Source organism: Anaerococcus sp. Marseille-P3915 (assembly GCF_900258475.1).
Taxonomy (GTDB): domain Bacteria; phylum Bacillota; class Clostridia; order Tissierellales; family Peptoniphilaceae; genus Anaerococcus; species Anaerococcus kampingae.
Window position 1 is genome coordinate 1,435,721 of sequence record NZ_LT984887.1, and the last position, 25,914, is coordinate 1,461,634.

Annotated in this window: 35 protein-coding genes; all 35 read right to left on the reverse strand. The window is 37.4% G+C overall.

The genetic code is table 11. From position 1 onward, the window contains the following. Nucleotides 1-203: 203 nt before the first annotated feature. Nucleotides 204-1,433, reverse strand: a complete 1,230-nt coding sequence (locus C8269_RS06990; protein ID WP_106460992.1) for a hypothetical protein — start codon at nucleotides 1,431-1,433, stop codon at nucleotides 204-206. 1,538 nt (nucleotides 1,434-2,971) lie between these two features. Next, nucleotides 2,972-3,454, reverse strand: coding sequence for a 23S rRNA (pseudouridine(1915)-N(3))-methyltransferase RlmH (gene rlmH / locus C8269_RS06995; RefSeq protein WP_106460993.1), 483 nt, complete (start codon nucleotides 3,452-3,454; stop codon nucleotides 2,972-2,974). After that, nucleotides 3,454-3,870 (reverse strand): ATP cone domain-containing protein, encoded by a 417-nt coding sequence (locus tag C8269_RS07000; protein WP_106460994.1) that lies wholly within the window; start codon nucleotides 3,868-3,870, stop codon nucleotides 3,454-3,456. Before C8269_RS07000 ends, rlmH begins: the two co-directional genes overlap by 1 nt. 57 nt (nucleotides 3,871-3,927) lie before the next feature. Further along, entirely contained in the window at nucleotides 3,928-5,265 is a 1,338-nt protein-coding gene (locus C8269_RS07005; RefSeq protein ID WP_106460995.1) for an ATP-binding protein, read from the reverse strand. A gap of 178 nt (nucleotides 5,266-5,443) precedes the next feature. After that, a complete protein-coding gene (gene ypfJ / locus C8269_RS07010; RefSeq protein ID WP_106460996.1) occupies nucleotides 5,444-6,298 on the reverse strand; it encodes a KPN_02809 family neutral zinc metallopeptidase in 855 nt (284 codons plus the stop codon). A gap of 1,378 nt (nucleotides 6,299-7,676) precedes the next feature. Further along, nucleotides 7,677-8,255 (reverse strand): ribonuclease H1 domain-containing protein, encoded by a 579-nt coding sequence (locus C8269_RS07020; RefSeq protein ID WP_106460998.1) that lies wholly within the window; start codon nucleotides 8,253-8,255, stop codon nucleotides 7,677-7,679. Then, nucleotides 8,252-9,703 carry an alpha-amylase gene (locus C8269_RS07025; RefSeq protein WP_106460999.1) on the reverse strand — a complete coding sequence of 484 codons (1,452 nt, stop codon included), beginning with the start codon at nucleotides 9,701-9,703 and terminating at the stop codon, nucleotides 8,252-8,254. The genes C8269_RS07020 and C8269_RS07025 overlap by 4 nt, the downstream gene beginning before the upstream one ends. A gap of 2 nt (nucleotides 9,704-9,705) precedes the next feature. Then, nucleotides 9,706-10,341 carry a deoxyribose-phosphate aldolase gene (gene deoC, locus C8269_RS07030; protein WP_106461000.1) on the reverse strand — a complete coding sequence of 212 codons (636 nt, stop codon included), beginning with the start codon at nucleotides 10,339-10,341 and terminating at the stop codon, nucleotides 9,706-9,708. Next, the gene (locus tag C8269_RS07035; protein WP_106461001.1) at nucleotides 10,331-11,443 is read right to left on the reverse strand and encodes a PP2C family protein-serine/threonine phosphatase; all 1,113 of its coding nucleotides are present in this window, start codon (nucleotides 11,441-11,443) and stop codon (nucleotides 10,331-10,333) included. The genes deoC and C8269_RS07035 overlap by 11 nt, the downstream gene beginning before the upstream one ends. A 299-nt stretch (nucleotides 11,444-11,742) precedes the next feature. Further along, nucleotides 11,743-13,287 carry a CAP domain-containing protein gene (locus C8269_RS07040; RefSeq protein WP_106461002.1) on the reverse strand — a complete coding sequence of 515 codons (1,545 nt, stop codon included), beginning with the start codon at nucleotides 13,285-13,287 and terminating at the stop codon, nucleotides 11,743-11,745. Nucleotides 13,288-13,334: 47 nt separating this feature from the next. After that, the gene (locus C8269_RS07045; protein ID WP_106461003.1) at nucleotides 13,335-14,483 is read right to left on the reverse strand and encodes a hypothetical protein; all 1,149 of its coding nucleotides are present in this window, start codon (nucleotides 14,481-14,483) and stop codon (nucleotides 13,335-13,337) included. Between the two features lie 167 nt (nucleotides 14,484-14,650). Continuing rightward, nucleotides 14,651-14,992 (reverse strand): 50S ribosomal protein L17, encoded by a 342-nt coding sequence (gene rplQ, locus C8269_RS07050; RefSeq protein ID WP_106461004.1) that lies wholly within the window; start codon nucleotides 14,990-14,992, stop codon nucleotides 14,651-14,653. 9 nt (nucleotides 14,993-15,001) lie between these two features. After that, nucleotides 15,002-15,952, reverse strand: coding sequence for a DNA-directed RNA polymerase subunit alpha (locus C8269_RS07055; protein ID WP_106461005.1), 951 nt, complete (start codon nucleotides 15,950-15,952; stop codon nucleotides 15,002-15,004). 30 nt (nucleotides 15,953-15,982) lie between these two features. Beyond that, a complete protein-coding gene (rpsD, locus tag C8269_RS07060; RefSeq protein ID WP_106461006.1) occupies nucleotides 15,983-16,576 on the reverse strand; it encodes a 30S ribosomal protein S4 in 594 nt (197 codons plus the stop codon). A 12-nt stretch (nucleotides 16,577-16,588) separates the two neighbouring features. Next, nucleotides 16,589-16,987 carry a 30S ribosomal protein S11 gene (gene rpsK / locus C8269_RS07065; protein WP_106461007.1) on the reverse strand — a complete coding sequence of 133 codons (399 nt, stop codon included), beginning with the start codon at nucleotides 16,985-16,987 and terminating at the stop codon, nucleotides 16,589-16,591. A 3-nt stretch (nucleotides 16,988-16,990) separates the two neighbouring features. Next, nucleotides 16,991-17,335, reverse strand: coding sequence for a 30S ribosomal protein S13 (gene rpsM, locus C8269_RS07070; protein WP_106461008.1), 345 nt, complete (start codon nucleotides 17,333-17,335; stop codon nucleotides 16,991-16,993). Between the two features lie 9 nt (nucleotides 17,336-17,344). Continuing rightward, the gene (gene rpmJ / locus C8269_RS07075) at nucleotides 17,345-17,458 is read right to left on the reverse strand and encodes a 50S ribosomal protein L36 (RefSeq protein WP_019191178.1); all 114 of its coding nucleotides are present in this window, start codon (nucleotides 17,456-17,458) and stop codon (nucleotides 17,345-17,347) included. 150 nt (nucleotides 17,459-17,608) lie between these two features. Continuing rightward, entirely contained in the window at nucleotides 17,609-17,827 is a 219-nt protein-coding gene (gene infA / locus C8269_RS07080) for a translation initiation factor IF-1 (protein WP_106461009.1), read from the reverse strand. Nucleotides 17,828-17,951: 124 nt separating this feature from the next. Then, complete coding sequence (locus C8269_RS07085) at nucleotides 17,952-18,602, reverse strand: adenylate kinase (RefSeq protein ID WP_106461010.1); 651 nt, start codon at nucleotides 18,600-18,602, stop codon at nucleotides 17,952-17,954. A 3-nt stretch (nucleotides 18,603-18,605) separates the two neighbouring features. Beyond that, nucleotides 18,606-19,880 carry a preprotein translocase subunit SecY gene (gene secY, locus C8269_RS07090; protein WP_106461011.1) on the reverse strand — a complete coding sequence of 425 codons (1,275 nt, stop codon included), beginning with the start codon at nucleotides 19,878-19,880 and terminating at the stop codon, nucleotides 18,606-18,608. Between the two features lie 16 nt (nucleotides 19,881-19,896). Continuing rightward, nucleotides 19,897-20,376, reverse strand: coding sequence for a 50S ribosomal protein L15 (gene rplO, locus C8269_RS07095; RefSeq protein ID WP_106461012.1), 480 nt, complete (start codon nucleotides 20,374-20,376; stop codon nucleotides 19,897-19,899). Between the two features lie 8 nt (nucleotides 20,377-20,384). Further along, a complete protein-coding gene (gene rpmD, locus C8269_RS07100; RefSeq protein WP_234025846.1) occupies nucleotides 20,385-20,567 on the reverse strand; it encodes a 50S ribosomal protein L30 in 183 nt (60 codons plus the stop codon). Nucleotides 20,568-20,577: 10 nt separating this feature from the next. Next, nucleotides 20,578-21,087, reverse strand: a complete 510-nt coding sequence (gene rpsE, locus C8269_RS07105; protein WP_106461014.1) for a 30S ribosomal protein S5 — start codon at nucleotides 21,085-21,087, stop codon at nucleotides 20,578-20,580. Between the two features lie 12 nt (nucleotides 21,088-21,099). Further along, on the reverse strand, nucleotides 21,100-21,459 hold the full coding sequence (rplR, locus tag C8269_RS07110) for a 50S ribosomal protein L18 (RefSeq protein ID WP_106461015.1): 360 nt from the start codon (nucleotides 21,457-21,459) through the stop codon (nucleotides 21,100-21,102). Nucleotides 21,460-21,468: 9 nt separating this feature from the next. Further along, nucleotides 21,469-22,008 (reverse strand): 50S ribosomal protein L6, encoded by a 540-nt coding sequence (gene rplF / locus C8269_RS07115; protein WP_106461016.1) that lies wholly within the window; start codon nucleotides 22,006-22,008, stop codon nucleotides 21,469-21,471. 10 nt (nucleotides 22,009-22,018) lie between these two features. Next, nucleotides 22,019-22,414, reverse strand: a complete 396-nt coding sequence (gene rpsH, locus C8269_RS07120; protein ID WP_106461017.1) for a 30S ribosomal protein S8 — start codon at nucleotides 22,412-22,414, stop codon at nucleotides 22,019-22,021. A gap of 19 nt (nucleotides 22,415-22,433) precedes the next feature. Continuing rightward, nucleotides 22,434-22,619: a type Z 30S ribosomal protein S14 gene (locus C8269_RS07125; protein ID WP_004836723.1), complete on the reverse strand. Its 186-nt coding sequence runs from the start codon at nucleotides 22,617-22,619 to the stop codon at nucleotides 22,434-22,436. 11 nt (nucleotides 22,620-22,630) lie between these two features. Continuing rightward, nucleotides 22,631-23,173 (reverse strand): 50S ribosomal protein L5, encoded by a 543-nt coding sequence (gene rplE / locus C8269_RS07130; protein WP_106461018.1) that lies wholly within the window; start codon nucleotides 23,171-23,173, stop codon nucleotides 22,631-22,633. A gap of 15 nt (nucleotides 23,174-23,188) precedes the next feature. Continuing rightward, nucleotides 23,189-23,497 (reverse strand): 50S ribosomal protein L24, encoded by a 309-nt coding sequence (gene rplX, locus C8269_RS07135; protein ID WP_106461019.1) that lies wholly within the window; start codon nucleotides 23,495-23,497, stop codon nucleotides 23,189-23,191. A 9-nt stretch (nucleotides 23,498-23,506) separates the two neighbouring features. Continuing rightward, nucleotides 23,507-23,875, reverse strand: a complete 369-nt coding sequence (gene rplN / locus C8269_RS07140) for a 50S ribosomal protein L14 (protein WP_106461020.1) — start codon at nucleotides 23,873-23,875, stop codon at nucleotides 23,507-23,509. Between the two features lie 17 nt (nucleotides 23,876-23,892). Next, nucleotides 23,893-24,153, reverse strand: coding sequence for a 30S ribosomal protein S17 (gene rpsQ / locus C8269_RS07145; RefSeq protein ID WP_106461021.1), 261 nt, complete (start codon nucleotides 24,151-24,153; stop codon nucleotides 23,893-23,895). A 6-nt stretch (nucleotides 24,154-24,159) separates the two neighbouring features. Continuing rightward, on the reverse strand, nucleotides 24,160-24,366 hold the full coding sequence (gene rpmC, locus C8269_RS07150) for a 50S ribosomal protein L29 (RefSeq protein ID WP_106461022.1): 207 nt from the start codon (nucleotides 24,364-24,366) through the stop codon (nucleotides 24,160-24,162). A gap of 2 nt (nucleotides 24,367-24,368) precedes the next feature. Further along, nucleotides 24,369-24,797 (reverse strand): 50S ribosomal protein L16, encoded by a 429-nt coding sequence (gene rplP, locus C8269_RS07155; RefSeq protein WP_106461023.1) that lies wholly within the window; start codon nucleotides 24,795-24,797, stop codon nucleotides 24,369-24,371. Nucleotides 24,798-24,821: 24 nt separating this feature from the next. Then, nucleotides 24,822-25,559, reverse strand: a complete 738-nt coding sequence (rpsC, locus tag C8269_RS07160; protein ID WP_106461024.1) for a 30S ribosomal protein S3 — start codon at nucleotides 25,557-25,559, stop codon at nucleotides 24,822-24,824. A gap of 7 nt (nucleotides 25,560-25,566) precedes the next feature. After that, on the reverse strand, nucleotides 25,567-25,908 hold the full coding sequence (rplV, locus tag C8269_RS07165; RefSeq protein WP_106461025.1) for a 50S ribosomal protein L22: 342 nt from the start codon (nucleotides 25,906-25,908) through the stop codon (nucleotides 25,567-25,569). Between the last annotated feature and the right edge of the window lie 6 nt (nucleotides 25,909-25,914).

Sequence of the window (25,914 nt, forward strand, 5' to 3'; positions counted from 1 at the left end):
TGGTTACTCTTAATATACCTCAAATTAGGGGTCAATTCAATGTTTATAATTAGTTAATTTATGTTTAGCTTCTTATTTTCTCATAAAAAAACCTTCCAATTTAATGGAAGGTTTTTTGAAGTGAGTACCCGGGTATTTTATTTTTTAGATTCGGTCTAAGAGTGCACTCTTTATTGACCGCCTCTTAAGATTCTAATCGATAATTAGTCTCTTTTGCTTGCTGCATAAGCAACTGATGCTGCTGCAAGGATTCCAGCTACGCCAGCTACTCCAGCGATACCTGTTTTAGCGTTTGAGCCAGCTTTTTTAGATGGCATGTTAGCTTTTTTGTCTTCTTTTTTGTCTTCTTTTTTGTCTTCTTTTTTGTTTTCTTCTTTAACTTCTGGTTGAGCTTTTTCGTTTTCTTTGATTGTGTTTTCGATGTCTTCAGCGTTCTTGTTTAGTTCTTTTGTAAGAGCTTCAAGATCAGCGTCAGAAGCTTCATCAGCGTAAGCTGTAGCTATGAAAGCTGATTTAACACCAAGTGCTTTGTTAGCTTTTTCGATTGTAGCTTTAGCGTCTTTGATTTGTTTTTCAAGAACGTCTTTAACCTTAGCAACTGATTTTGGAGCTTGTTTTAGTAGGAATTCTGCAGATGAGATAGCTACTTCTGCTCTTGTTTTAGCTGCTTGAAGTTCTTTAACTAGAGCTGCTCTGTCTTTTGATTCTTCTTTTTTAGCTTCTTTAACAACTATTTTTGATCCTTCAATAGATACAACATCGCCTGCAAGTCTTGCAGCAGTTTGTAAATCTACCATAGTGCTATCAAATTTTTTGCTTAGGGCAACTTCATTATCAATTGCGTCACCATATGCAGCGTAAGCTAATTTTGTTTCTTCTTGTGCTTTTGTAAGGTCAACTAGAGCTTGAGCTTTTGGAGCTAACTTATTTTGATCAAGTTTTGGTGCATTTTCTTTTTCTTTTTTAAGTTGTTCACCAAGTTGAGTTTTTAATTTGTCAAGTTTATCCATTTCTGGTTTAAGAGCTGCTTTAGCTGCTTCAACATCAGAGTCTACTCTTGGATCAGCTTTCATAGCTTTTTCTAATTTTTCAACTAATGGATTTACTACTCCTTTTTGTGTTTCAATAGCAGCTTGTATTGATTTTGAATCACCAGCACCACCATCTTTTGAATCTGCTGGAAGGTTTTTCCATTTTGATTCAGCTTCTTTTTCAGCTTTTTTAGCTGCTTCATATCTAGCTTTTGCTTCAGCTAATTTCTTTCTAGCATCTTCTCTTTTTGTGTAGTATTCTTGAGCTTCTGATAATTTTTCGCTGTAATTTACTTCTACTAGTTTTGTACCATATTTTGATTCAGCTGCTACTGCTGGTGCTACTGCACCAAGACCTAGAGCTAGTGCAAGAGCACCTGCTGCTAATTTGTTTAATTTCATAATTTTGTTCTCCTTTAAATTTCGTTTAAACTTTTGTACAATTTTTTAGTACTCACTTTACAATTATTATCTTACAACACATTCTCCATATTGTCAACACATTTGATTATTTTATCAATATATCTAAAATTTTCCTAAATATAACGACAAATTATCTTCATAATTCAACCATGTTGAATGAGATTAGACTTCTCGACTCCGCTACGCTCCGCTCGAAGAAAGGGAGGGAAGGTGGGAGTTTCTACAATAGGAATTCCATATATTGGCTTTATTACTCACTTTTGCAAGCTTAATGCTTAATTATGGAATTTTGTAGGACCACACAATTGATGTTGAATTTCTACAATAGGATTTTGGGGAATTTCTACAATAGGAATTCCTTATATTTTGTTGTTTGATAATTTCTATTAATATACTAATTTTATTTGGAATTGCAAGATGGTTTCCTTAATTTACAATAATTTAAGATGATTTTTTTATTTAAAACATAATGAAATATTTTTATTTACTTTTGCTCTTCGTAACTAAATAATTTGGTATTTTTCTTTCTTATTTTTTCTTAGTGATACAATATCATTTGCTATTTTTCTTCGTAACTTAATCATTTAGTAATTAATTTCTATTTACTATTGAATCTTCGTAATAAGGGGGAGGTCCAAGGACCCTTTCGCATGGGTCCTCATCGCCCTCCCCCTTACACCCCCTCTACGTTACACCCCACAAGCGACTCTTGCAGAGGGCAAACTAAAGATTGCCTATGGCAATCTTCTTTATTAGACCTGACTGCTATTCATCCTGGTCCAAAATCTATTATTTCAAATCTCGTCAGCTAAAAATTTAGATTCACTTCACTTCGTTTCGTTCAACAAAATTTTCTTAACGCTTCCTTGATTTAAAATAATTTACGATTTTATTTATGTAAGTCTTAGTGATTTTTTTCCTAGTTCCTCTTATTGCAATGTTTGCGAGAGCAAACGAGCCTTAGTCCTAATTAGACGTTAATATTCTCTCAGAATACAGAACAACTCTCCCAAGGTCGGAAGATTTTGTAAATGTAGATGCCGTTAAGAAAATCTCCTGACGCACGAGTACAAATTAATATTATGTAAGTGCTGAGATGTAAAGTGAATGTAAAAGAAACATTTGGGCTAGATTGAGATTTTTAGGCATCGGAATGTCAAAATCAGTTAGGATAGGGATAGCTTTTACGAAGGGTTCTGTCTACATAGAGAGGATTGCCGTTAGGCAATCTTCACTTTCCGCACTCCGCCTTAGGAGCCGGGAGGGGGTGAAATGGGGAGGTTTAAGGAGGGGCATGAGGGGGCATCGGCCGCCCCCTTCGCCCCTCCTTTAGCCGAAGTCATCAGCTTGATGACAACAATTTATTATGTGATAAAATAACGAAGAAAAATAGTAAATAAAAATATAATATTAATTATAAAGTAATAAAAATTGGGATTCTTAAGGGGATAAATCCCCTTAAGCTATCTCGCTTTCGCTCGAGTGCTCCGCACGGGTCCTCTCCGAGCCGGACGGGCTTATTTATGATATGGTTCCCCACTTATTATCCTATGGGCCCTATATATCTGTTCCATTAATATCACCCTCATTAGTTGGTGTGGGTAGGTCATTTTGCCGAAGGAGATTCTGTTGTTGGATCTTTTTAGGATGTTTTCTCCTAGGCCGTTTGATCCTCCTATTACTAGGACTAGGTCTCTGCCGGCTCCTTGGATTTTTTCTTTTTGTATTAGTTTGGCGAAGGCTATGCTGTCTAGGGCTTTGCCTTGTATTTCTAGGGTGATGACGTAGGAGTCTTCTTTGATTTTGGCTAGAATTTTTTCGCCTTCTTTGTTTTTGATTTGGTTTATTTCCTTTTCTGATAGGTTTTCAGGGGCTTTTTCGTCCGGAACTTCTACTATTTCTACTTTGTTGTAGGCTTTCATTCTTTTGAGGTATTCGGCTAGGGCGTCCTGGTAGAATTTCTCTTTTATTTTGCCTACTGCTATGATTTTGATGAGCATTAGTTTTGGTTTTGGGTGTAGGTGTCGAATGAGTCTCTGATTTTGCTGAAGCCTTCTTCTGCTAGGACTTGTAGGACTATGTCTTTGATGTCGCTTGTCCTATGGACTCTTTGGTTGTCTAGGTGTTCATTGCCTGCTAGGAGCTTTTTTCCTATATCTTTTAGGATCATTGCTAGGTCTGATGTGTTTAGTTGCATGCCTGACTGGTCTGCGGCGTTTTTGATGGATCTTGCGATTTTGTCTGGGTCGTATTTTTCAAGATTGCCTGACCTTTTGACTACGTATTCGTCCTTACCATTTATCATGTCCATGATTTGATCTAGGGGTAGGTTTTTTGCAATTTGACCTAGGTCTAGGTCTATGATGTTGTTGTCTTTTAAAAAGTCGCCTAAGAGACTTAATATTTTTTCTGTCATGATTACCTTCCTTTATATATTTGTTCTTGCTTTATTTATACCCAATTTTCCTTTGTTTTATTTGACTGTTTCTTTGTTTAAATATGTCTTTAATAAAAATACTAGACCTAGGGGTAGGCTATAGGTTTTTGTTTGATTTACCATGTTTAGGCCTATATTGTTTTGGGAATATTTGAAGCCTAGTTCATTTTTATATCTTTTTGTGAATACTTGATAAGATTTGGCTTTGGTGTTTATATTTGATTTGACTTCTATTGGTATTACTTTCCCATCATCTTCAATTAAGAAGTCTAGTTCTGCTGAATTTTCAGATTTCCAGAAGTATGTTTTGTAGGATCTATTTATCAATTCATTATTTACATAATTTTCTGTTAATGAGCCTCTAAAGCCACCTGTTTCTTCGGATTTTTCTACTAATGATCTGAGTGTGAAGTTGGCCTTTCTTGATAGGAGTCCTACGTCTGCTAGATATATCTTATAGTAGGAAGAATCGCTGTAGACTGAGAGGGGGATTTGTGGATTTTCTATTTTGGGCACTAAGTATATTAAGCCTGCATCTATGAGCCAGCCTATGGATTTTTCTAGGTCTTTGGCTCTGGCTGATTTTTTAACTCTGGAAAATACGAATTTATTGTTTTCTTGGGCAAGTTGCTCAGGGATTGACCTCCATATGAGCTCTATATTTACTAGCTCGCTTTTTGGGCTATGTCTTGAGAAGTCATTTTCATAGCCTCTTAATATATTATCTTGGATTTGATTGACTTCTAGGAGATTCTCATTGTTTTTCCGTGATTTTACCGCTTCTGGCATGCCTCCTACTAGGAGATAATTAGTATATTGCCTATTTAATTCATCTAAGATGTAGGTTGGAAGTGGTGCTGATAGGTCATAGGATTTTAAGGAGTCTATTAGGCTTGTTTGATTATTGGCCCAGAGAAACTCCTTGAAGCTCATAGGGTACATTTCTAACATGTCTACCTTGCCTACTGGAAATGACGCTCCTTCTGCCCTAATTGATACGCCAAGCAAGGATCCAGCCCCTACTACTGCTAGGTCTGGCATGTCTTCATAAAAATATTTCAAAGCTGTTATAGCTTTGGGATTGAATTGTATTTCATCTATTACTAGGAGTGTTTCTTCTGGTATTATTTCAGGAATTACTAGCATATTCGCTATGTCTCTTATTATCCTCTTGGTGTCATAGTTAAAGGAAAATATTTCAGATATGTGAGGATCTCTTTCTAGGTTTATATAGACAAAATTTTTGAAGTATTCTTCTCCAAATTTCTTTAATATATATGTTTTGCCGCACTGCCTAAGACCTGTTAAAATAAGAGGTTTTCGAGTACTCTTTTCTTTCCAGTTTAGGAGTTTTTCTATTATTTCTCTTTTCATTTTGTCCTCCTAGTATAATAATATATTATTCCTATGGTTTTTGCAAGAATTTCGTTATTATTCCTATTGTTTTTGCAGATATTTTTGAATTATTCATATCCTTTTCGCGATAATTTATGAATTATTCATATCTTTTTTGCAAAAGTCGCTAAAAAAAGAGACCCGCAGGTCTCTTGATTTATAATTGGCTTGGGTCTAGGTTGAAGGTGTCCCATTCTGATAGGTCGCCTGCTTGGAAGCCTTTTTGGTACCATCTTACTCTTTGCTCGCTTGTGCCGTGGGTGTAGGATTCTGGGACTACGTAGCCCTGGCCTTTTTTCTGGATGGCGTCATCTCCTATGACCCAGGCTGTGGATATGGCCTCGTCTATGTCGCCGTCGTCTAGGTAGCCTTTGTCGTGTTGGTATCTGGCTACTACTCCTGCCAGGTAGTCTGCCTGGAGCTCTAGGCGTACTGTGAGGGCGTTTCTTTCTTTTTCTGGTAGCTTTTGCATGAGCTTTTGGTATTGGTCCATGATGCCTGTGACATTTTGGACATGGTGGCCGATTTCGTGGCTTATAACGTAGGATACTATAAAATCTCCATTTTTGGCTCCAAAATCATTGACCAGATTATTGAAGAAGGACAAGTCCATGTAGACTTTATTGTCTACTGAGCAATAAAAGGGGCCGGTGCCTGCTTGGGCAAAGCCACAACCGGTGTTGATGGCATCTTTGAATATATCCATCTTGGCTGGTGTGTAGTTGATTCCTTCCTTGCCGAGGATTTCGCTCCAGGCATCTTCTGTATCGGCTAAGACTACGGCTGAGTATTCGTAGAGGTCTTTTTCCGCCTGGGTCATGACGTATTCTTCTTGCTGGGTCTGTGGGGCTGTCTTTGTTGTAGACTCTAGGGCTGTGAATGGGTCGCCTGTGATTAAAAATATGACAAGGGCAAGGATTATTCCTCCCCCACCTAGGGCCATACCACCACGCCCACCGCCTCGGCCAGCATTATTTATATTTCCACTTTGTCGTCTACCTTTCCATTTCATAAATTTCTCCTTTTTGTGTATATAATATAGATACCCAAATTTGGGATGAATTATTGGAGGAGTTGATATGAATAGGTTGCGATTTGGATTTAATGAGCCTTTGGATATAGTGAATTGTCGTACTTGGGTTGTTTTCCTAGCCTTCGAATATAGTGGCATGTTGTGCTTGGTTTATCTTTAATTTATTAATTTAGTGCCTAGATGGCCCGGTGTAGATACAAATCTCATTACATACTCTACTGATGAGACCTCTCGTCGCTACGCTCTGTCGAGGTGGGGATATTGTGAGTCCGTAGTTTTTCGTTAGTTACTTATAATTATTTAAAGGAAATATTATAATAAGGAATCTTAATAAAGTCAGAAACCGACTCCCCTTCCATTTCGAGCCAGAGCGAGAAATCTCATGGTTCTCTTTATTGAGAGTTCTGTATTTACATCGGTGATTTGTTTCTGCTTAATTCAGTACTTACATGGCCCGATGTAGTTTAATCCCTATATAGAAAGAACCATGAGACCTCTCGTCGCTTACGCTATGTCGAGGTGGGAATGTTTTTTCCTACAGTATGTATAAATTCATAAATGATTTCTTATATAGATATAAATCACATATCCTCGAATAAAAAGTAAATGAAAGCACCCCTCCTTCCATTTCGAGTGTAACGAGAAATCTCATTATCAGGTTTATAAAAGGTTCTGTATTTACATCGGTGATTGGTTTATATAGCCTTCGAATATAGTAAATTGTCGCTCTTAGTCTGGCTTAGAATTTGAGTTTTCGTAATAGGTCTCTCGACCGCGCTCGAGACAAGGGGTAATGAAGGAAGCTTATAAAACTTCCCACTCCTACCTTGCTTCGACTTTCGTGGCAAGCCCGTCCGAATACCGCTTCTTCGAAGCTCTCCGTGCTACCGCACTATTATTCGGCATAAACATGCCAAATCAAGGCATGTTTATGTGGCTCGGAGAGGACAAGTCTATTAGAAATGCTTTAATGTTACTATTTATTATGAACCAAGTACAGGTTTATTTTCACAAGCCTTCGAATATAATGGTATGTCGTGATTGGTTTATCCTTAATTTATTAATTTAGTGCCTAGATGGACCGGTGTAGATACAAATCTCATTACATACTCTACTGATGAGACCTCTCGTCGCTTACGCTCTGTCGAGGTGGGAATGTTTTTTCCTACAGTATGTATAAATTCATAAATGATTTCTTATATAGATATAAATCACATATCCTCGAATAAAAAGTAAATGACAAGCACCCATCCCATTTCGAACTTTGTGAGAAATCTCATGATTCTTTATGTCGAGGGTTTTGTGGGTACATCGATGATCGGTTTGTATAGCCTTTGAATATAGAGGCATATCGTTCTTAGAATATTGCTTTTTTGGCTAATTCATCTGCTAAGTCGTTGTATTTGTCGTTTGAGTGGCCTTTTACTTTTACAAAGCCTATTTGTATTTTTTCTCTGGCTTCTCTTATGAATGCTTGGTAGGACTGGGTTAGGGTGTTGTTTGCTTTCCATTCTCCTTCTGCCCAGCTGGCTATGCCTTGGTAGTCGTGGTGGATTATGATTTTTTTGTAGGATTTTTCTAGGGCTTTTTCTATGGCTAGTTCTGCCGCTTTTACTTCTCCTGCTACGTTTCTGTGGATGTAGTAATTGTCTTGGTAGGCTTTGTTGAAAGTTTCTTCTTTATCGTCTTTGATTAGGACTACTCCTGCTCCGTAGGTTTTTTCTTTGAGGTTGAATGACCCGTCTACGTAGGCTATGACTGTGTCTTGGTCTATTTTTATTTCTTTTTTCTCATTTGACATAAAGGCTTGGGCCTCTTCTTTAGTCTTGAAGGACTTGTAGGAGGCGTTTGGGTAGCCTTTTACTTCTTTTAAACAAGAATCCCAGGATGTGTAGATCCCAGGATTTCTGCCTTTTTTTACTGCGTAATATTTCATATTGTGTCTTTGTTGACCCAGTAGGTTACTGTGCCTGGTCCAACTGTGAATACTCCGTTTCCGTTTTCATCTATGGTTATGTCTTCGTTTTTGCCTGATAGGTCGGTGTAGGTGGCGCCTGCTTCCTCTTCACCTACGAACATTTGCTTTTCTGCCATGTCTTTGATTGAGACTAGGACTGCTAGTGGCTTATGGCTTTCATCTCCTCTTCTTACCCATCCAATTACTGATGGATGGTCGAAGTAGTCGTCTTGTTCGCCGTAGTTGTAGTTTTTCCTTACTTGCATCATATTATCGAGCATGTCTTTTAATGGTTCTGTTTTATGCTCTCCTATTAGGCCGTAGTAGTCTCCTGCAAAGAGGCATGGGTAGCCGTCTTTTCTGAATAGGATTAGGGCGTAGGCTATTTCTTTGAACCACTCTTCTACCCATGAGTCTAGGGATTGGCCTGGTTGGCTGTCGTGGTTGTCGACGAAGGTTACTGCCTGGGCTGGGAAGTCTTTGACTATGGTGTTGTCGAAGATTTTTCTCATGTCGTAGTTGCCCATGGATTTGCTGGCTTCGTTCATATGGAAGTGAAGGGGTACGTCAAAGAGGTCGATCCTGTAGTCTGAATTGTCTAGGTAGGATTCGATGGCTCCTGTGTCATATTGCCAAAATTCTCCAAAGAGGTAGAACTTGTCTGCGCCCTTTTTTTGAATTACATATTTGGATAGGTCATAGATGAAGTCGCCTGATATGTGTTTGAGGGCGTCGTATCTGAAGCCATCGACCTTGGTTTCTTCTGTGAACCAGTCGACCCATTTAAATATTTCTTCTCTTACTTCTGGGTGGGTGTGGTCTATGTCGCAGTTCATGAGGTAGTCGAAGTTGCCTTTTTCTTTGGATACATCTTCGTCCCAATATTTGCCATCACCTAGGATTCTGTAGATGGCTGATGTTTCGGTTTTGGCATCGTAGTCGACTCCTGTGAAGTGGTAGTAGTGCCATACCATGTCTGAGTATTTGCCTTTTCTGCCTTTGAAGTCAAAGCCTGTCCAGGCTTCTATTTCCATTTCTCCTGAGACGTCTTCTTCTCTATTGTTTTGATCTACCATGACCGCCTTGAAGTTTTCCTTGAAGTCTGCATTGCCTTTGTGGTTTAGGACTACATCTGCGTAGGATTTGATTCCTGCCGCGTGGAGGTCTTCGATGGCCTTGATTAGTTCATCTTTTGTGCCGTATTTAGTTCTGATGGTGCCTTTTTGGTCAAATTCGCCCAAGTCCCAGAGGTCGTAGATGCCGTAGCCTACGTCCATGTCTCCACCTCCCTTGCACATTGGTGGAAGCCAAAGGGCGTCTATTCCTGCCTTTTTGAGGTCTTTGGCTGATTTGCTTAGGTTTTTATAAAAGGATCCATCTCCATTTGTATCCCATTCAAAGGATTGCATCATTATTTCGTTTGCCATTTTTACTCCTTGCAGATGTCTATTGACTTGCTTGCGCCTATCCTGTCTGCTCCTGCTTCGATTAGGGCTAGGGCTTCTTCTCTGGTGTGGATGCCGCCGCTTGCCTTTACTTTGATCTTGCCTTCTACTGCTTCTCTCATTAGCTTGATTTCAGCTACAGTCGCTCCTCCTGTTGAAAATCCTGTGGAGGTTTTGACGAAGTCTGCTCCTGCATTTAGGGCTAGCTTGCAAGCTTTGATTTTTTCATCTTCTGTTAGTAGACAGGTTTCTATGATTACCTTGAGAATATTTTCTCCTATAGCTTCTTTGATGGCTCTGATTTCATCTTCTACATAGAAATAATCTTCTGATTTTAGCCTGCCAATATTGATTACCATGTCTATCTCACTTGCCCCATCTCTGATGGCTTCTTTTGCCTCAAAGACTTTTGCATCTTTGGTCATGGCTCCTAGTGGAAAGCCTACTACTGCTGCAATTTTGATGTCTTTGTTATAATCTCTTATAAATTTGACATAGGATGAGTTGACGCAAACTGAGTAGAAGTCATTCTCTACTGCTTCGTCTACTAGTTTTTTAATTTGGTCAAAGGTCGCATCTGCCTTTAGGTTGGTGTGGTCTATATATTGGTTAATTTTCATCATTTCCTCCATATTCTATGAGGGCAAGGGTTAGGTCATCTGCCATTTGCTGCCAATTGAAGTCTCTTATATTTTGATAGAGGGCTTGTATGTCGCCCTTTTTGGAAAATTCTTCTCTGAGCCTTTCTAGGCCATATTCCTTGCCATTTTCATTTTTCGCTTCTATTGTTCCATCTGTGAAGAATAATATCTTGTCATTTTCTTCTAGTTTTAGGGTTTTTTCTTTGTATTTATCAGCCTCTATTATATTTGATATCATCCTGCCACTTACAAGGAGATAATCAGCTATTTTCTCGCTTTGCCTATAGATAAGGGGTGGACAATTGTGGCCAGCATTGGCAAAGACTAGGCTATTGTCCCTAAAATCAAAGATGCCAAGCCAGGCTGTGAAATATTGGCTGGAGTCTATCTCTAATTTGGTAAATTTCTTCCTGAGGTTGAGAAAGACTTGGCTAGGGCTATAGTCTGGGTGCTTGTCAAAGATGGCGGACATAGACACTTTTAAAAACATTGTCATTATCGATGCCTTGACCCCATGGCCCATGACATCTGCTATATAAAATGCTGACCTATTTTCGTCAATCTTGATTAAGTCGTATATATCGCCTGAGACCTTTTCAGAAGGATTGTAGATGCCTGATATTTTAAGCTTGCCATAGGTTTTATTTTTAGGGAGAATAGATGCTTGGATTCTTCTTACAAATCTCAAGTCATCTATCATGTCCTTGTTGGCATTGTAGAGGTCTATTTTAAGGATGGATTCACTTGTGATATCCCTGTAGACTTCGATTGTGCCAGCAAAGTCCCCATCATAGAAGATTGGGGATGTCTTTATGGAATAATACTTGCCATCGATTAACTTTTCTTCAATCATGGTTGTGGTTTTGACCACTTCGTTGCTATTGCTAAGTAATAGGTCGATATTATCATCTAGGTAGGTCTTTAAGGTCTCGCTCTTATCTAGAGCATCAATAAGGGCGTCATTAACAAAGGCTACCTCGCCCCTGTCATCTATTATCCTGACCCAATCATCCATTGCGTTTAGGATAAAAAAGTTGAAATTTTCTCTTAAGTAATGTGTTTTTTCTAAAGACCCTGTCATAATTTGCCCCTTTAACTTTCTTAGTATGACTATATCATTTTTAGCATAGTAATTCAATCTAGTTTTATAGGTGGAAATGTATTTAAAATATTATTTGGCCCACAAGAAAAAGCCAGCTAGGCTGACTTTTCTTTATAAAGGAGTTTAGGCTTTCGCTTGCTTATAAAGCTCTGCCCTTAGGGTTTGGATATATTTTTCTACCTTTTTGTTGATTTCTTTTTGTTTGGCTATTAATTTTATGAGTTTATCTCTTTTAAATGAGTCAGTAAGCCATCTATTGCATAGATACGGGCTTAGATTTATAGATTTGCTTCTAATTTTATGATTACTTTTTCAATTTTGGCGAGTATTACTTTTTGTCTGGAGATTAATTTGGTGAGCTTATCTTTTCTGGCTTTTGGCATGTAATTATGGGCCATGTAGTTTTCTGCGTAGGCTACTATTCTTTTGTTATTTTCAAAAGCTTGTCTTAGGGCTCTGACGGAGTTGGCGTATTTTGTATTTTTCCTTTTATTATAGGCTTCTAAGTCTGTTTCTAGCTCTTTTACACGAGCATCTACATAGTCTTGATCATAATTATCATTGTTTCTAATTTCTTTTAAGTGATTTATCTGACCGAATATGCTATTGGCTAAAAAATCGCTTGATTCTTCTGCTTTTCTTTTGAAGGTCTTAGCTTTTTCTAGGAGCCTATCTAGGTTTTCGTAGTTTACTGGGTCACTTGCTTTTATAAAGTTGACTGTGTATTCTATCGGGTAGGCTAAGCCTGCATCACTTATGCCACTTACGCTTATCCTATAGGATGCGTTAGTTTGTTTTTTAAGCTCGTGACCAAAGATTAGGGCACTACCATAGCCGTAGTTTTGTTTTGATATATAAAGGCCATTAGCTGGTGTGTAGGTCTTGACCTCTCCAGTTTTTAAATTTTCTACTTTCACACTTGTGTTTAGCTCATCTATGTCTAGTAGCTTTCCTATTTGGATTGAAAATGGTGAGCTTGGCTTTACTAGTTCAACTAGGGTATTTGTTGCAGGGTAGGCTATTACGTCTTTATTTCTAAATCTAGTATTAGCTTCATCTATGACAGTTGTTGCGTTGAATTTGCCTATGTGACCTATGCCCATTTGTACTGCATAAGGATTTAAAAGCCATCTTCTGTGGCCTACACTTTTATAATTATTTGGACTTCCATCATCCATATAAGCCATGATGGCACTATATGGGGAATCGTAACCTCTACCTAAGTTTGAGGTCTTGGCCCCTTCCTTGCCTGCTAAAATGATATCTTCATTTCCGCTATAGCCTGCTGGTGTTGGTGGGTAGTGGTTAATGGCTGAATTTAGGTTGGAAACTAGTGTTGCTGACTGGGCAAGGGTAGACATTTGCTTATTTTCAAATACCTCCGGAAGACCTACCATGAACCTATAGGTGTTTATAAAATGTAGGGTATCTTCTATAACCTCATCTGTCAAGCTTCCCAATTGGTTTGCTCTTGGATTTGGTATCTGGCTATAGATTTGCCTAGCATTTAAGTCATAGCTAGGTTGGGTTAGGTTTATGCCTGCAAATTTAACCTTTGAAGTAGATCTTGTCTCATAGTTTCTCCAATAGGCCTTTACTTCTTCTGCGCTTGGCATGTTGGTTGTGATGCCAAGACTTTGGCCAGTGGATAGGCTTGTACTTGTTGTGTCTATTTCATTTGCTGGGATTAGGTCTGGGCTTGTTTGCTTAGCTTCGTCACTTAGTGCTGGATCTAAGGTGCCTATTTCGCTTGCCTTACTTATAGCAAGTGGTGAGATTAGGCTTACTGCTAGGGCAAGTCCCAATATTATCTTAGTCTGCATTATTACTCCTTTGTAGAATTATGGTAACTTTAAGTTTAACTTAGAATTTAATTTTGGATTTTCGCTTCTAATTTTACTAGGATTACTTCTATTCTTTCTAGGATATTTTTTTGTTTTCCTACTAGCTTTGTAAGTTTTTCTTTTGTTTCCTTTGGCATGTAGTTATTCGCCATATAATTTTCTGCATAGGCTACTATTTTTTTATTGTTTTCTACTGCTTTTCTGAGGTTTATTACTGAATTTTTGTATTTTTCATCAGTTACGCCAAGGTCTTTTTTCATTCTTTGGTAGTAGTTATCAAATAGGTTCCTATATTCATCTATTGTATAATACTTTCCTACTACTCCTGAGCTTAGGACTAGGGAGTGAGTATAATAATGATTTTCTCCTTTTCTTACTCCATATCCTGCTGTTTTATCTTGATTTACGCTGTCTACCATGTTGGTGTAATGACCTACCGTACTTGGTGTGTAGCCTCCTACACTTCTAAATTTCTTGCTTAGGGCATCAATGTTTTCTTTTTTGGATAAGTAGGCGGACATTTCACTTTCTGTTTGGTAGCCTTGGCTCCTTAGATAATCATATACTTGCTTTTCCTCATCCCACCATTGTTCTATGGATCTTGCTGCTTGCTTTTGATTATTCCACGCTAGGTTTTCGCTGGTATTAAAGACTGTGGCATGGTCTGGTGTGCCTGCAGAGTAGTTGGCATTGCCTTGGCCTACTGCCATCATGAAGCTTGTGATTCCTAGGCTGTCTAGGTGAGCTCCATCGATTCCACGGTCATTTTGTCTTTTTGCTTCTACCATGGCAATATTTTCTATGGCTTGTTTCATATTATCCATGCTTGCTGCATCATCTGAACTATTTCTTTGTCTAGCGCTTAGATAGGTACCTTCTTTATCATCTGCTCTTGTTAGGGCGTAAACTGCTTCTTTATCATCGTTTTCTAGATAGAATCCTAGGACTCCATTTTTCCACTTGTCCTTGTTTGAGAGGGCTTCGTATTTGGATTTTTCTTCTTCAAATACTTGATTTAACTCTTCTTGGCTTATCTGTTTATGGTCGCTAAATATATAAGACCAGTTTACAGATGTCATTATATTTGTATTTGGGGCAGCAAAGCAAGTTTCACCCATAAATAGTCCTGTACTTGTCGCTAATGCTAAGCCTAGTAAGATTTTCTTTATTTTCATTTTTACTCCTTTAACAAAATATTCTATTATAATAATTATAACATATTTTTTATATTTTCAAAATTTCCAAAAGAAAAACCACCCTCTTTTGAGGATGGTCTTTATTTAAATTATAATCTAAATAAATTATCTGATGCCCACAGCCGCGAGTTTTGGGCATTTATTTATTAAACTAATTCAAGGATAGCAAGTTCAGCTCCGTCGCCTCTTCTTGGTCCTAGTTTTAGTACTCTTGTGTATCCACCATTTCTGTTTTCATATTCTGGTGCTATTTCTGAAAATAGTTTTTGAACTACTTCTGGCTTATATAGGTAGCTTGCTGCTTGTCTTCTTGTGTGAAGTGTATTTTTCTTACCTAGTGTGATCATTTTTTCAGCCATTTTTTGTGTTTCTTTAGCTCTTGTTACTGTAGTTTCGATTCTACCGTTTTCAAGTAATGATCCTACAAGGTTTCTTAGCATAGCATTTCTGTGGTCGGTTCTTCTACCTAGCTTTCTTTTTCCTGCCATGTTTTCCTCCTATTCATCTTTTAGAACAAATCCAAGTTCGTGGATTTTGTCTATTACTTCTGTTAGTGATTTTTTACCGAAGTTTTTGATTGTTTTTAGTTCTGATTCTGGAACTGCTATTATGTCTGCCACTGTATCAAAGCCTGCTCTTTTTAGGCAATTGAATGATCTTAGAGATAGGTCTAATTCTTCGATTGTCTTATCTAGGCCTTCGTCTAAGCTTTCTTCTTCTTGTTCATCTATGATTTCTTCTTCTTCTGGTGGGAACTGTTTGTCTGGAAGTTCGTTGAAGAAGGAGAAGTTTTCCATTAGGATGGATGAGCCTTCTGCTAGGGCTTCTTGTGGGCTTACTGTTCCATTTGTCCATACTTCTATGATTAGTTTATCATAGTCTGTTGATTCCCCTACTCTAGTATTTTCTACTGTGTAGTTTACTTTTTCTACTGGAGTGAAGGATGAATCGATAGCGATTGTTCCTATAGGATCTGCTTCGTCTTTATTATCTTCACTTATCCTATAGCCCTTTCCATTTGTGACATCCATCGCTATTAATAGCTTAGATTTGTCATTTACTGTTGCTATATAATGGTCAGGATTAGCTATTTCAACTAAGGCATCTTCTTTTATATCTTTGGCTGTGACTATTTTTGGTCCTTCTATGTCTAAAAATAGGGTCACATCTTCTTCTGAGTGCTTTTTGACTCTAAGGCCTTTGATATTTAATATTATTTCAGGAACGTCTTCAACTACTCCATCTATTACTGAAAATTCGTGGAGTACACCATCTATTAGTATTTTTGAGACGCTAGAACCAGGTAAGGATGATAGAAGCACCCTTCTCATGCTGTTTCCAATGGTTGTACCATATCCTCTTTCTAATGGATATAGGGCGAATTTGCCATAATGGTTTTCTTCGTTTATATCCAGTATTTCTATATCTGTGTTTAATTTTTCGATCATGGTAGCTCCTTAGTTCTAACTTAATTAATCCTACTTAGAGTAAAACTCTACTATCATACGTTCTTCAACTGGAATATCTATCTCTTCTCTTGTTGGGAATTTTTCTACTTTTACTTTTAGGTTTTCTATATCAGAATCTAACCATTCTACTACGCCAAATGATGCATTTACTTCTTTGATGTTTTTGAATAGTTCTTTGCTTCTTGATTTTTCTCTAACTTCGATTACATCGCCTTCTTCTACTAGGTATGATGGGATATCTACTTGTTTGCCATTTACTAATAAGTGGCCGTGTGTTACTATTTGTCTAGCTTCTCTTCTAGTTCTAGCAAGACCTGATCTGAAGGCTATGTTATCTAGTCTTCTTTCGCAAAGGATTATAAGTTGCTCACCTGTTTGTCCCTTCATTCTGCTTGCTTTGTCGTAGTAACCTCTAAATTGTTTTTCACTTACTCCGTAGATGAATTTAGCTTTTTGTTTTTCTCTTTGTTGCATACCATATTCAGATAGTTTGCTTCTTCTTTGTGGAAGAGCTCTGTTTGAACTACCTGTATATCCTAGGTAGGCTGGAGAAATGCCTAAAGCTCTCGCTCTTTTGTATACTGGATCTTTGCTTACTGCCATAATATCTCCTTATTAAACTCTTCTTCTCTTTGGTGGTCTACATCCGTTGTGTGGGATTGGTGTTACATCTTTGATCATTGTAACTTCTAGTCCTGCTGCTTGTAAGCTTCTGATTGCAGATTCTCTTCCTGAACCTGGGCCTTTTACATAAACTTCTACAGTCTTTAGACCATGTTCGATAGCTTTCTTTGCTGCTACATCTGCTGCTTCACCTGCTGCAAATGGAGTAGATTTTCTGCTGCCTCTAAAGCCTAATTGTCCTGCGCTTGCCCAAGAGAGTGCATTACCTTGCATATCAGTAAGTGTTACCATTGTATTATTGAATGTTGATGAAATGTGTGCTTGGCCACGTTCAACATTCTTTTTAACTCTTCTTCTACCTTTAGTAGATCTTTTTCCTTTTGGAGCCATTTATTAACCCTTTCTGCTTTTTCTTGTTCTTGCGTTGTTTTTAGTATTTTGACCTCTTACTGGAAGTCCCATTTTGTGTCTTAGTCCTCTGTATGAACCATTTTCTCTTAGGGCCTTGATGTTGAGATTTCTTTCTCTTCTTAGATCACCTTCGATTGTGTATTTGTTTAGTTCATCACGGATTTGACCAAGTTCTTCTTCTGTAAGGTCTTTCATCTTTGTATCAGGATTGATTCCTGTGTTTTTTAGTATTTCGTTTGCAGTTGAACGACCTATACCATATATATATGTTAGTCCGATTTCTGCTCTTTTTTCTCTAGGTAAATCTATACCAGCTATTCTTGGCATTGTACCCTCCTAACCTTGTCTTTGTTTGTGTTTTGGATTGTCGCAGATTACCATTACTTTACCATTTCTTTTGATAACCTTGCATTTATCACACATTTTTTTAACTGATGCTCTAACTTTCATTTTTGCTCCTAACTTAAGTTTATATCTTGCCTTGGTAAGAAAATTGGATAATGTCCTCTCGAGGCCAACGGCCTCTCGCTTAGTTTTTCGGGCTCACTTCGTTTGCCTCGAAAATGAAGGATTGAAAATCCTTCACCCTAGATGTTGGGACTATTTTCTTCTCCAAGTTATTCTGCCTTGGCTAAGATCGTAAGGAGATAATTCTACTGTTACCTTATCTCCTTCTAATATTCTAATGCTGTTCATACGAAGCTTTCCTGATATATGAGCTTGTATTTCATGTCCGTTATCTAGTCTTACTACAAATAATGCATTTGGTTTGGCTTCGATAACTTCCCCTGTTACTTCTATAGCATCTTTTTTTGACATTGATAGAACCTCCTTTTTATTATCTCTAAAATGTCTATTGAACGCTTTATTTCTTATCAACGACTTTGTTCTAGAAATCTATGAAAGATTCTATCACATCTATTTCTTCTAACATAAATTAAGTTTATTCCCCTAATTTACTATTAAACTCGTTAAAAACTTCTTCTGGAGTTTTAGCGCCATCTATTGTTATTAGCTTACCAGCTTCTTTGTAGTAGTCTATAAGTGGGCTGGTTTGCTCGTTGTAGATATTGATACGATTTTTGACTGTTTCATAGTTATCATCGTTTCTTTGGATTAATTTTCCACCACATCTATCACAGATACCTTCTTTTTCTGGCTTGTGATTTTTAATGTGGTAGGTTTCTCCGCAGTCTGGGCATACTCTTCTGCCTGTGATCCTATCTATTAGGATTTGACTATCTACGTTGAAGTATACTACCTTGCTTATTTCGGTGTTTCTTTCTTCCATTCCGCAATCTAAGGCCTTGGCCTGTTTCATGTTTCTTGGAAATCCATCAAATAAGACTATGGTATCTTCTTCTTTATCTAGTTTATCAAAGGTATCCCATACCAGGTCTATCGTTAGCTCATCTGGTACTAGGTCTCCTCTGTCCATAAAAGATTTTGCTTTCATTCCCAGTTCAGTTTTATTTGAGATATTATATCTGAATATATCACCTGTTGCTATCTGAACTGCATTTTTTTCTTTTAATATTTTACTTGATAGCGTACCCTTTCCAGCTCCTGGTGGGCCTAACAAAATTATATTCATGTCTTACCTGTTTAAAAATCCTTTATATTGCTTCATTGTCATCATAGCTTCGATTTGTTTAACAGTTTCTATTATTACTCCAACTACGATTATGACACTTGAACCACCGAATGATATGTCTAGTCCTAATACTCTACTTGCTACAGCTGGTACTATAGTTAATAGGGCTAGGGCTACTGATCCTACAAATGTTATTTTTGTTGATACATTGGCTAGGAAGTCACTGGTTGGTTTTCCAGGTCTGATGCCTGGGATGAATCCACCGTTTTGTTGAAGTTGCTTTGCATACTCAACAGTATTAAATTGAATTTGATTGTAGAAGTAAGCAAATATTAATATTAGCACACTTTGTACTAGTAAATATACTCCAAATCCAAATGTAGAATTATTGAAAAATGCTGTTAATCCACTTTGTCTTCCGTTTCCAAAGAATAGGGAAACTGTTGATGGGATTGCAAGAACTGCTGATGCAAAGATTATTGGCATTACGTTACCCATGTTTACCTTTACTGGTATGTGGGTTGATTGACCGCCATACATTTTACGTCCGACAACTCTTTTCGCATACTGGATTGGAATTTTTCTTTCACCTTCTGAGATCATTACAACTGCCATTACTATTAGTACTATGATTACGCACATGATGGCGATTGCGAGTACGCTTGTGGTGTTGTAGTGTAGACCTTCTTGCCATCTAGCTAAGGTTCTTGGGAAGGATGCGATGATTCCCATGAAGATTAGTAAGCTTGTACCATTGCCAAGTCCCTTTTCTGTCATGGTTTCGCCCATCCATGTTACAAACATTGTTCCACCGATTAATACTACGTTCATTACGATTTTTTGGAAGCCTGTCGCATTTGATAGGGCTGCTCCATAAAGACCGTTTGTTATAGCTATCGCTTGGAATATTGCGAGTGCTATGGTTACGTATCTGGTGTATTTTTGGATGGTTTTTCTTCCTTGCTCACCTTCTCTAGTTAGCTCTTCTAGCCTTGGTATTACAACTGTTAAAAGCTGCATTACTATTGATGCTGTGATGTATGGTTGTACACCTAGGGCAAATATTGATAGGGTTGATAGGCCACCACCTGTTAACATGTTTAGGTAGTCTACTAAGGTTCCCTCAACATTGCTGTAAGCATTGGCTAGGGCTTGTGAATCTATAAATGGTATTGGAATGTTATTTCCTAATCTATAGATTACAAGCATCATTAGAGTAAAGTAAAATTTTTGTCTAATTTCCTTTTCTCCAGCTGCCTTTCTTATTATATCTAGCATGAATCACTCTTTTCTATTAAGCTTTTTTAGATGGTTTTACCCATTTTTTAACTTCGATAGTTTCTACTGATCCACCTGCTGCTTTGATTTTTTCTTCAGCAGATTTAGTAAATTTATGAGCTTTTATTGTTAGTTTCTTTTCTAGATTTCCGTCTCCTAGGATTTTAACGCCGTCTTTTGCTTTGTTTTTTCTTAGGATTTTGTTTTCAAATAATAATTCTGGTGTTACTTCTGTTCCGTCTTCGAAGATGTTTAAGCTTTCAACGTTGATTGTTTCGTATATCTTTCTGTTGATGTTTTTGAATCCTCTTTTAGGAAGACGTCTGTATAGAGGCATTTGGCCACCTTCAAAGCCTGGTCTTGTACCGCCACCGCTTCTTGAGTTTTGACCGTCTTGTCCACGTCCAGATCTTTTACCAAGTCCTGAACCTGGGCCTCTACCTTTTCTTTTCTTATCTTTTAATCTTTCATTTGGGGCTAAATCATGTAATTTCATTTCCCACCTCAGTTTATTTCTTTGACACATACCATGTGGTCGATTTTGTGAATCATACCTTTGATTGCGTCGTTATTTTCTTTTACCACTGTTTGACCAATTTTTCTTAGGCCTAGGGCTTTTGCTGTTCTTATTTGATCATCTTTTTTACCGATAAAAGATCTTTTAAGTGTGATTTCAATTTTTGCCATTGTTTTCTCCTTAATAGTCAAATTCTTCTACCGATTTACCACGAAGTCTTGCGATTTCTTCGACTGTTTTCATGTTTGAGAATGCTTCTACACATGCGTTGATGATGTTTCTTGGGTTTGATGTACCTAGGTTTTTAGCCTTGATATCTTTGTAACCTGCAAGTTCGCATATAGCACGTACTGGACCACCTGCGATGATTCCGGTACCTTCTGCTGCTGGCATTAGTAGTACTCTTCCTGCTGCAGAGTGTCCCTCAATTCTGTGTGGTATTGTTGTACCTACTAATGGTACTTCGATCATGTGTTTTTTAGCATTTTCAGTTGCTTTTCTTATAGCTTCTGGTACTTCTGTAGCTTTTCCTGTTCCTACACCAACTACTCCATTTGAGTTTCCAACTACTACTAGTGCTGAAAATCTCATGTTACGTCCACCTTTTACGGTTTTAGCAACTCTGTTGATTGCAACTACTCTATCTTCGAGGTTTAGTTTTTCCACTTCACTTTTTAATAAATATTTCACTTTCAAAACCTCCTAAAACTTAAGACCAGCTTCTCTTGCTGCATCTGCGACTGCTTTAACTTTTCCGTGATATAAATATCCGTTTCTGTCAAATACTACTTCTTCTATGCCTGCTTCGAGTGCTCTTTTTGCTATTGCGCTTCCTACTTTTTTAGCAGCTTCGATGTTTGCTGATGAAGCATTGATTACTTCTTTTTGTAGGGTGTTGGCACTTGCAAGTGTTACTCCGTTTACATCGTCGATTAGTTGTGCATAGATGTTTGTATTTGATTTATATACTGAAAGTCTTGGTCTTTGAGGAGTGCCTGAAATTTTAGCTCTAACTCTTTTTTTACGAGTTATTAGTCTATCGTTTTTGTGTTTTCTTGCCATTATTTTCTCCTACTTACCTGTTTTACCGACTTTACGTCTTACATGCTCATCAGTATATCTGATTCCCTTGCCCTTGTATGGTTCTGGTTTTCTTTTTGCTCTGATGTTTGCAGCATGTTGACCTACTAATTGTTTGTTATATCCTTTTACAATTATGGTTCTATCGTTTGGTACTTCTACTTCGATTCCTTCAGGATCTTCCATTGTTACTTGGTGTGAGTAGCCTAGGTTCATTACTAGGTTTTTACCTTGTTTATTGGCTCTATATCCTGTACCTTCGATTTGAAGTGTTTTTGAATAACCTTCTGATACACCTACAACTATGTTGTTTAGTAGTGATCTATATAGACCGTGGTCGATGTTTTCTTCTTTTGTGTAGTTTTCTGGAATTTGTACTAGTATTTCATCGCCTTCTTGGACTAGACTTACTCTTTCAGATACTGTTAGAGCATCTTCGCCTTTAGGGCCTTTTACTTTTACATTTCTTCCGTTTATTTCTACTGTTACTCCAGAAGGTATGTGTATTGGTTGTTTACCTATTCTTGACATATATTACTCCTTACCATACGTAACAAATAACTTCGCCGCCTACGTTTTCGCTTCTTGCAGCGCGGTCTGTTAAAAGTCCTTTTGATGTCGAAATAATTGCTGTTCCTAGTCCGTCAAGTACTTTTGGAACTTCGTTTGCTTTTACGTAAACTCTTAGGCCTGGTTTAGAAATTCTTCTTAAGCCTGAGATTACTCTTTCGCCATTTTCTGTATATTTTAAATCTATTGTAAGAATACCTTGTTTGCCGTCTTCTTCTACGTTAAACCCTATTATAAAGCCTTCATCAAGAAGTATTTGGGCAATAGCTTTTTTCTCATTAGAAGATGGTAGTGAAACCTGTTTATGGTTTGCTTTATTACCATTTCTGATTCTTGTTAGCATATCCGCTATTGGATCTGTCATCATAATTATCTTTCCCCCTTAATTACCAGCTTGCTTTTCTTACTCCAGGAATTTGTCCATTATTTGCAAGTTCTCTAAAGCAAATACGGCAGATTCCATATTTTCTTAAGTAGCCGTGTGGTCTTCCACAAAGTTTACATCTTGTGTATTCTCTTGTTGAGAATTTTTGTTTTCTTTGTTGTTTAGCTCTTAGTGACTTCTTAGCCATTTTTGCTCCTTCTATTTCTTAAAAGGCATTCCCATTAATTCTAAGAATGCTTTTGCTTCTTCATCAGTCTTAGCTGTTGTTACGATTGAGATGTCCATTCCGTGTAGGAAGTCTACATCATCGTATTTGATTTCTGGGAAGATTAGTTGCTCTTTGATACCTAGTGAATAGTTTCCTCTTCCGTCAAATGAGTTTGGATTTATTCCTCTAAAGTCTCTTACCCTTGGTAGTGAAATTGAGATTAACTTGTCTAGGAAGTCATACATTTTTTCTCTTCTTAGGGTTACTTTTGTACCAATTGCTTGACCTTCTCTTAGTTTGAAGTTTGCTACTGATTTTTTAGCTTTTAATTCTATTGGTTGTTGACCAGTTATTAGGCTTAGCTCACGTTTTGCTGAGTTTAATAAGTTTTGGTTATCTTTTGCTTCTCCAAGTCCGCAGTTTATAACTATTTTTGTTAACTTTGGAACTTCCATTACGTTTTGGTAACCAAATTTTTCTATTAACTTACCAACAACTTCATTTTGATATTTTTCTTTAAGTCTGCTTGTCATAATTTCTCCTATCAACTAGTCGAATTTTTCGTCAGTTTTCTTTGATTTACGAACTTTTTTACCATCTTCGTAAACTATTTCTGTACGAACACCTTTTTTTAGTTCTTCTGAATATAGAAGTACATTTGATGCATCAATAGGACCATTTTTTTCAAGTCTTCCGCTTTCGCCACCCATTTGGGTTGGTTTTTGGTGTTTTACTTGTACGTTTACACCTTCAACTATTACTCTATTTTCTTTTGGGAAAGCTTGTAATACTTCTCCAACATGTCCTTTATATTCACCTGATATTATTTGGACTTTATCGCCTTTTTTTATATGCATTTTATCCCCCTATAATACTTCCGGTGCTAGTGAGATAATTCTCATAAAGCCTTCAGATCTTAGCTCTCTGGTTACTGGTCCAAAGATTCTTGTTCCTACTGGTGTTAGGTCATCTTTTATGATTACTGCAGCATTATCATCGAAGTTGATTGTTGAACCATCGACTCTTTTTAGTCCTCTTTTTGTTCTAACTATTACTGCTTTTACTACTTGACCTTTTTTTACCGCTCCGCCGGGTGTTGCACTTTTAACTGAACAAGTTACTACATCACCAATATTAGCATATCTTCTTCTGGTTCCTCCAAGAACTTTGATTACTAAAAGTTCTCTTGCGCCGGAGTTATCTGCAACTCTCATACGAGTTTCTTGTTGTATCATAATAATCTCCTTATCAATTAAACAATTTCTGCCGCTTGGCTAATGCGTACTAGTCTCCATCTTTTTGTTTTAGATAGGGCTCTTGTTTCCATTATTACTACTTTATCGCCAACTTTAGCTTCGTTATTTTCATCATGAGCTTTATATTTTTTGCTTCTGTTTATTCTCTTCTTGTATACTGGGTGTGGTATTTTTTCTTCTACAAGGACTGTTATTGTTTTGTCCATTGCATCTGAAACTACCACGCCTTGGCGTACGTTTCTTCTATTTCTTTCCATTTAAGATTAAGCCTCCTTGCCCTGTTGTAGCTTTCTTTCTGTTTGGATAGTCTTTACTCTAGCTATATCTTTCTTAACAGTTCCAATAGCTGCTGGGTTTTCTAATTGACCTGTGGCAAGCCTAAAACGAAGATTGAAAAGCTCATTTTGTAAATCAAATAGTTGTTTATCTAAATCTCTATCTGATAAATTTCTGATTTCTTTTACTTTCATCCTTATTCCTCCGTACCTGTTACTTCAAGTCTTTGGATGAATTTTGTCTTTACTGGAAGTTTTTGTGCAGCAAGTCTCATAGCTTCTCTTGCAACTTCTTCACTAACACCACTCATCTCAAATAGTACTTTTCCTGGTTTGATAACGGCTACCCAATACTCTGGTGCACCTTTACCAGAACCCATTCTTACCTCTGCAGGCTTTTTAGATACTGGTTTGTCTGGAAATACTTTGATCCAAATATTTCCGCCTCTTTTTATATATCTTGTCATCGCACGACGAGCAGCCTCGATTTGGTTTGCTGTCATCCAGCAAGCTTCTAGAGCTTGTAAACCATACTCACCATAAGCTAGTTGGTTACCTCTATTAGCGTTACCTTTCATTCTGCCTCTATGTTGTCTACGATATTTAACTCTTTTAGGCATTAACATAAAAATTTCTCCTAATCTTTAAGACTAATTTTGTCCCTTTGCGTTAGCTTTGTTTGGACGTCTATTATTTCTTTTTCTTCTTCTGTTGTTTTGTGGTGCAGCTAGTTTTGGTTCTCTTTCAGCTTTTTCTCCTGGAAGTACTTCGCCTTTATAGATCCAAACCTTGCAACCAATCTTACCATATTCTGTATCTGCTTCAGCAAATCCGTAGTCTATGTTTGCTCTTAAGGTTTGAAGTGGAATTGTACCTTCTGAGTATCCTTCACTTCTTGCCATATCAGCACCGCCAACTCTTCCTGAAACCATTGTCTTGATTCCTTTTGCGCCGGCTCTCATTGTTCTACCGATTGCTTGTTTCATTGCACGTCTAAATGCAACTCTGTTTTCTAGTTGGCTTGCTATATTTTCAGCAACTAATTGAGCAGATAGGTCTTGGTATTTGATTTCTTCAACATTGATGATGATTCTTTTACCAGGAGCTATTTTTTCTAATTTTGTTTTTAACTCTTCTACTCCAGCTCCACCTCTACCGATTACCATTCCTGGTTTTCCTGTAAAGATTGTAACCTTAAGATTGTTTACTGCTCTTTCGATTTCGATATCTGCGATTCCTGCATCGTATGCTGTCTTTTTGATAAATTCTCTTATTTTGTAGTCTTCTACTAGAAGGTCTGAGAAATCTTTTTTGTCAGCAAACCATTTTGAATCCCAATCTTTGATTACGCCTACTCTATATCCTTTAGGGTTTACTTTTTGTCCCATATTAATCCTACCTTTCCTCTATATCCGCTAACTCTACGCCGATATGACTTGATCTTTTTAATATAGGGTATGCAGCACCCTTAGCTTTAGGTCTGTATCTTTTCATAGTTGGTGCATCATTTGCGTATGCTTTTTCAACTATTAGATTTTCTCTGTCAAGTCCGTTGTTGTTTTCAGCGTTGGCAATTGCACTTTTTAGTACATCTTCAAGTAGTCTAGCACCTTTTTTGTTTGTAAATCTAAGGATATTTAGTGCTTCATCAACTTGTTTGCCTCTGATTTCTCTTGCTATATAGTTAACTTTAAGAGGAGATATCCTTTGATATTTAGCTATTGCTCTTACTTTCATTAGTTT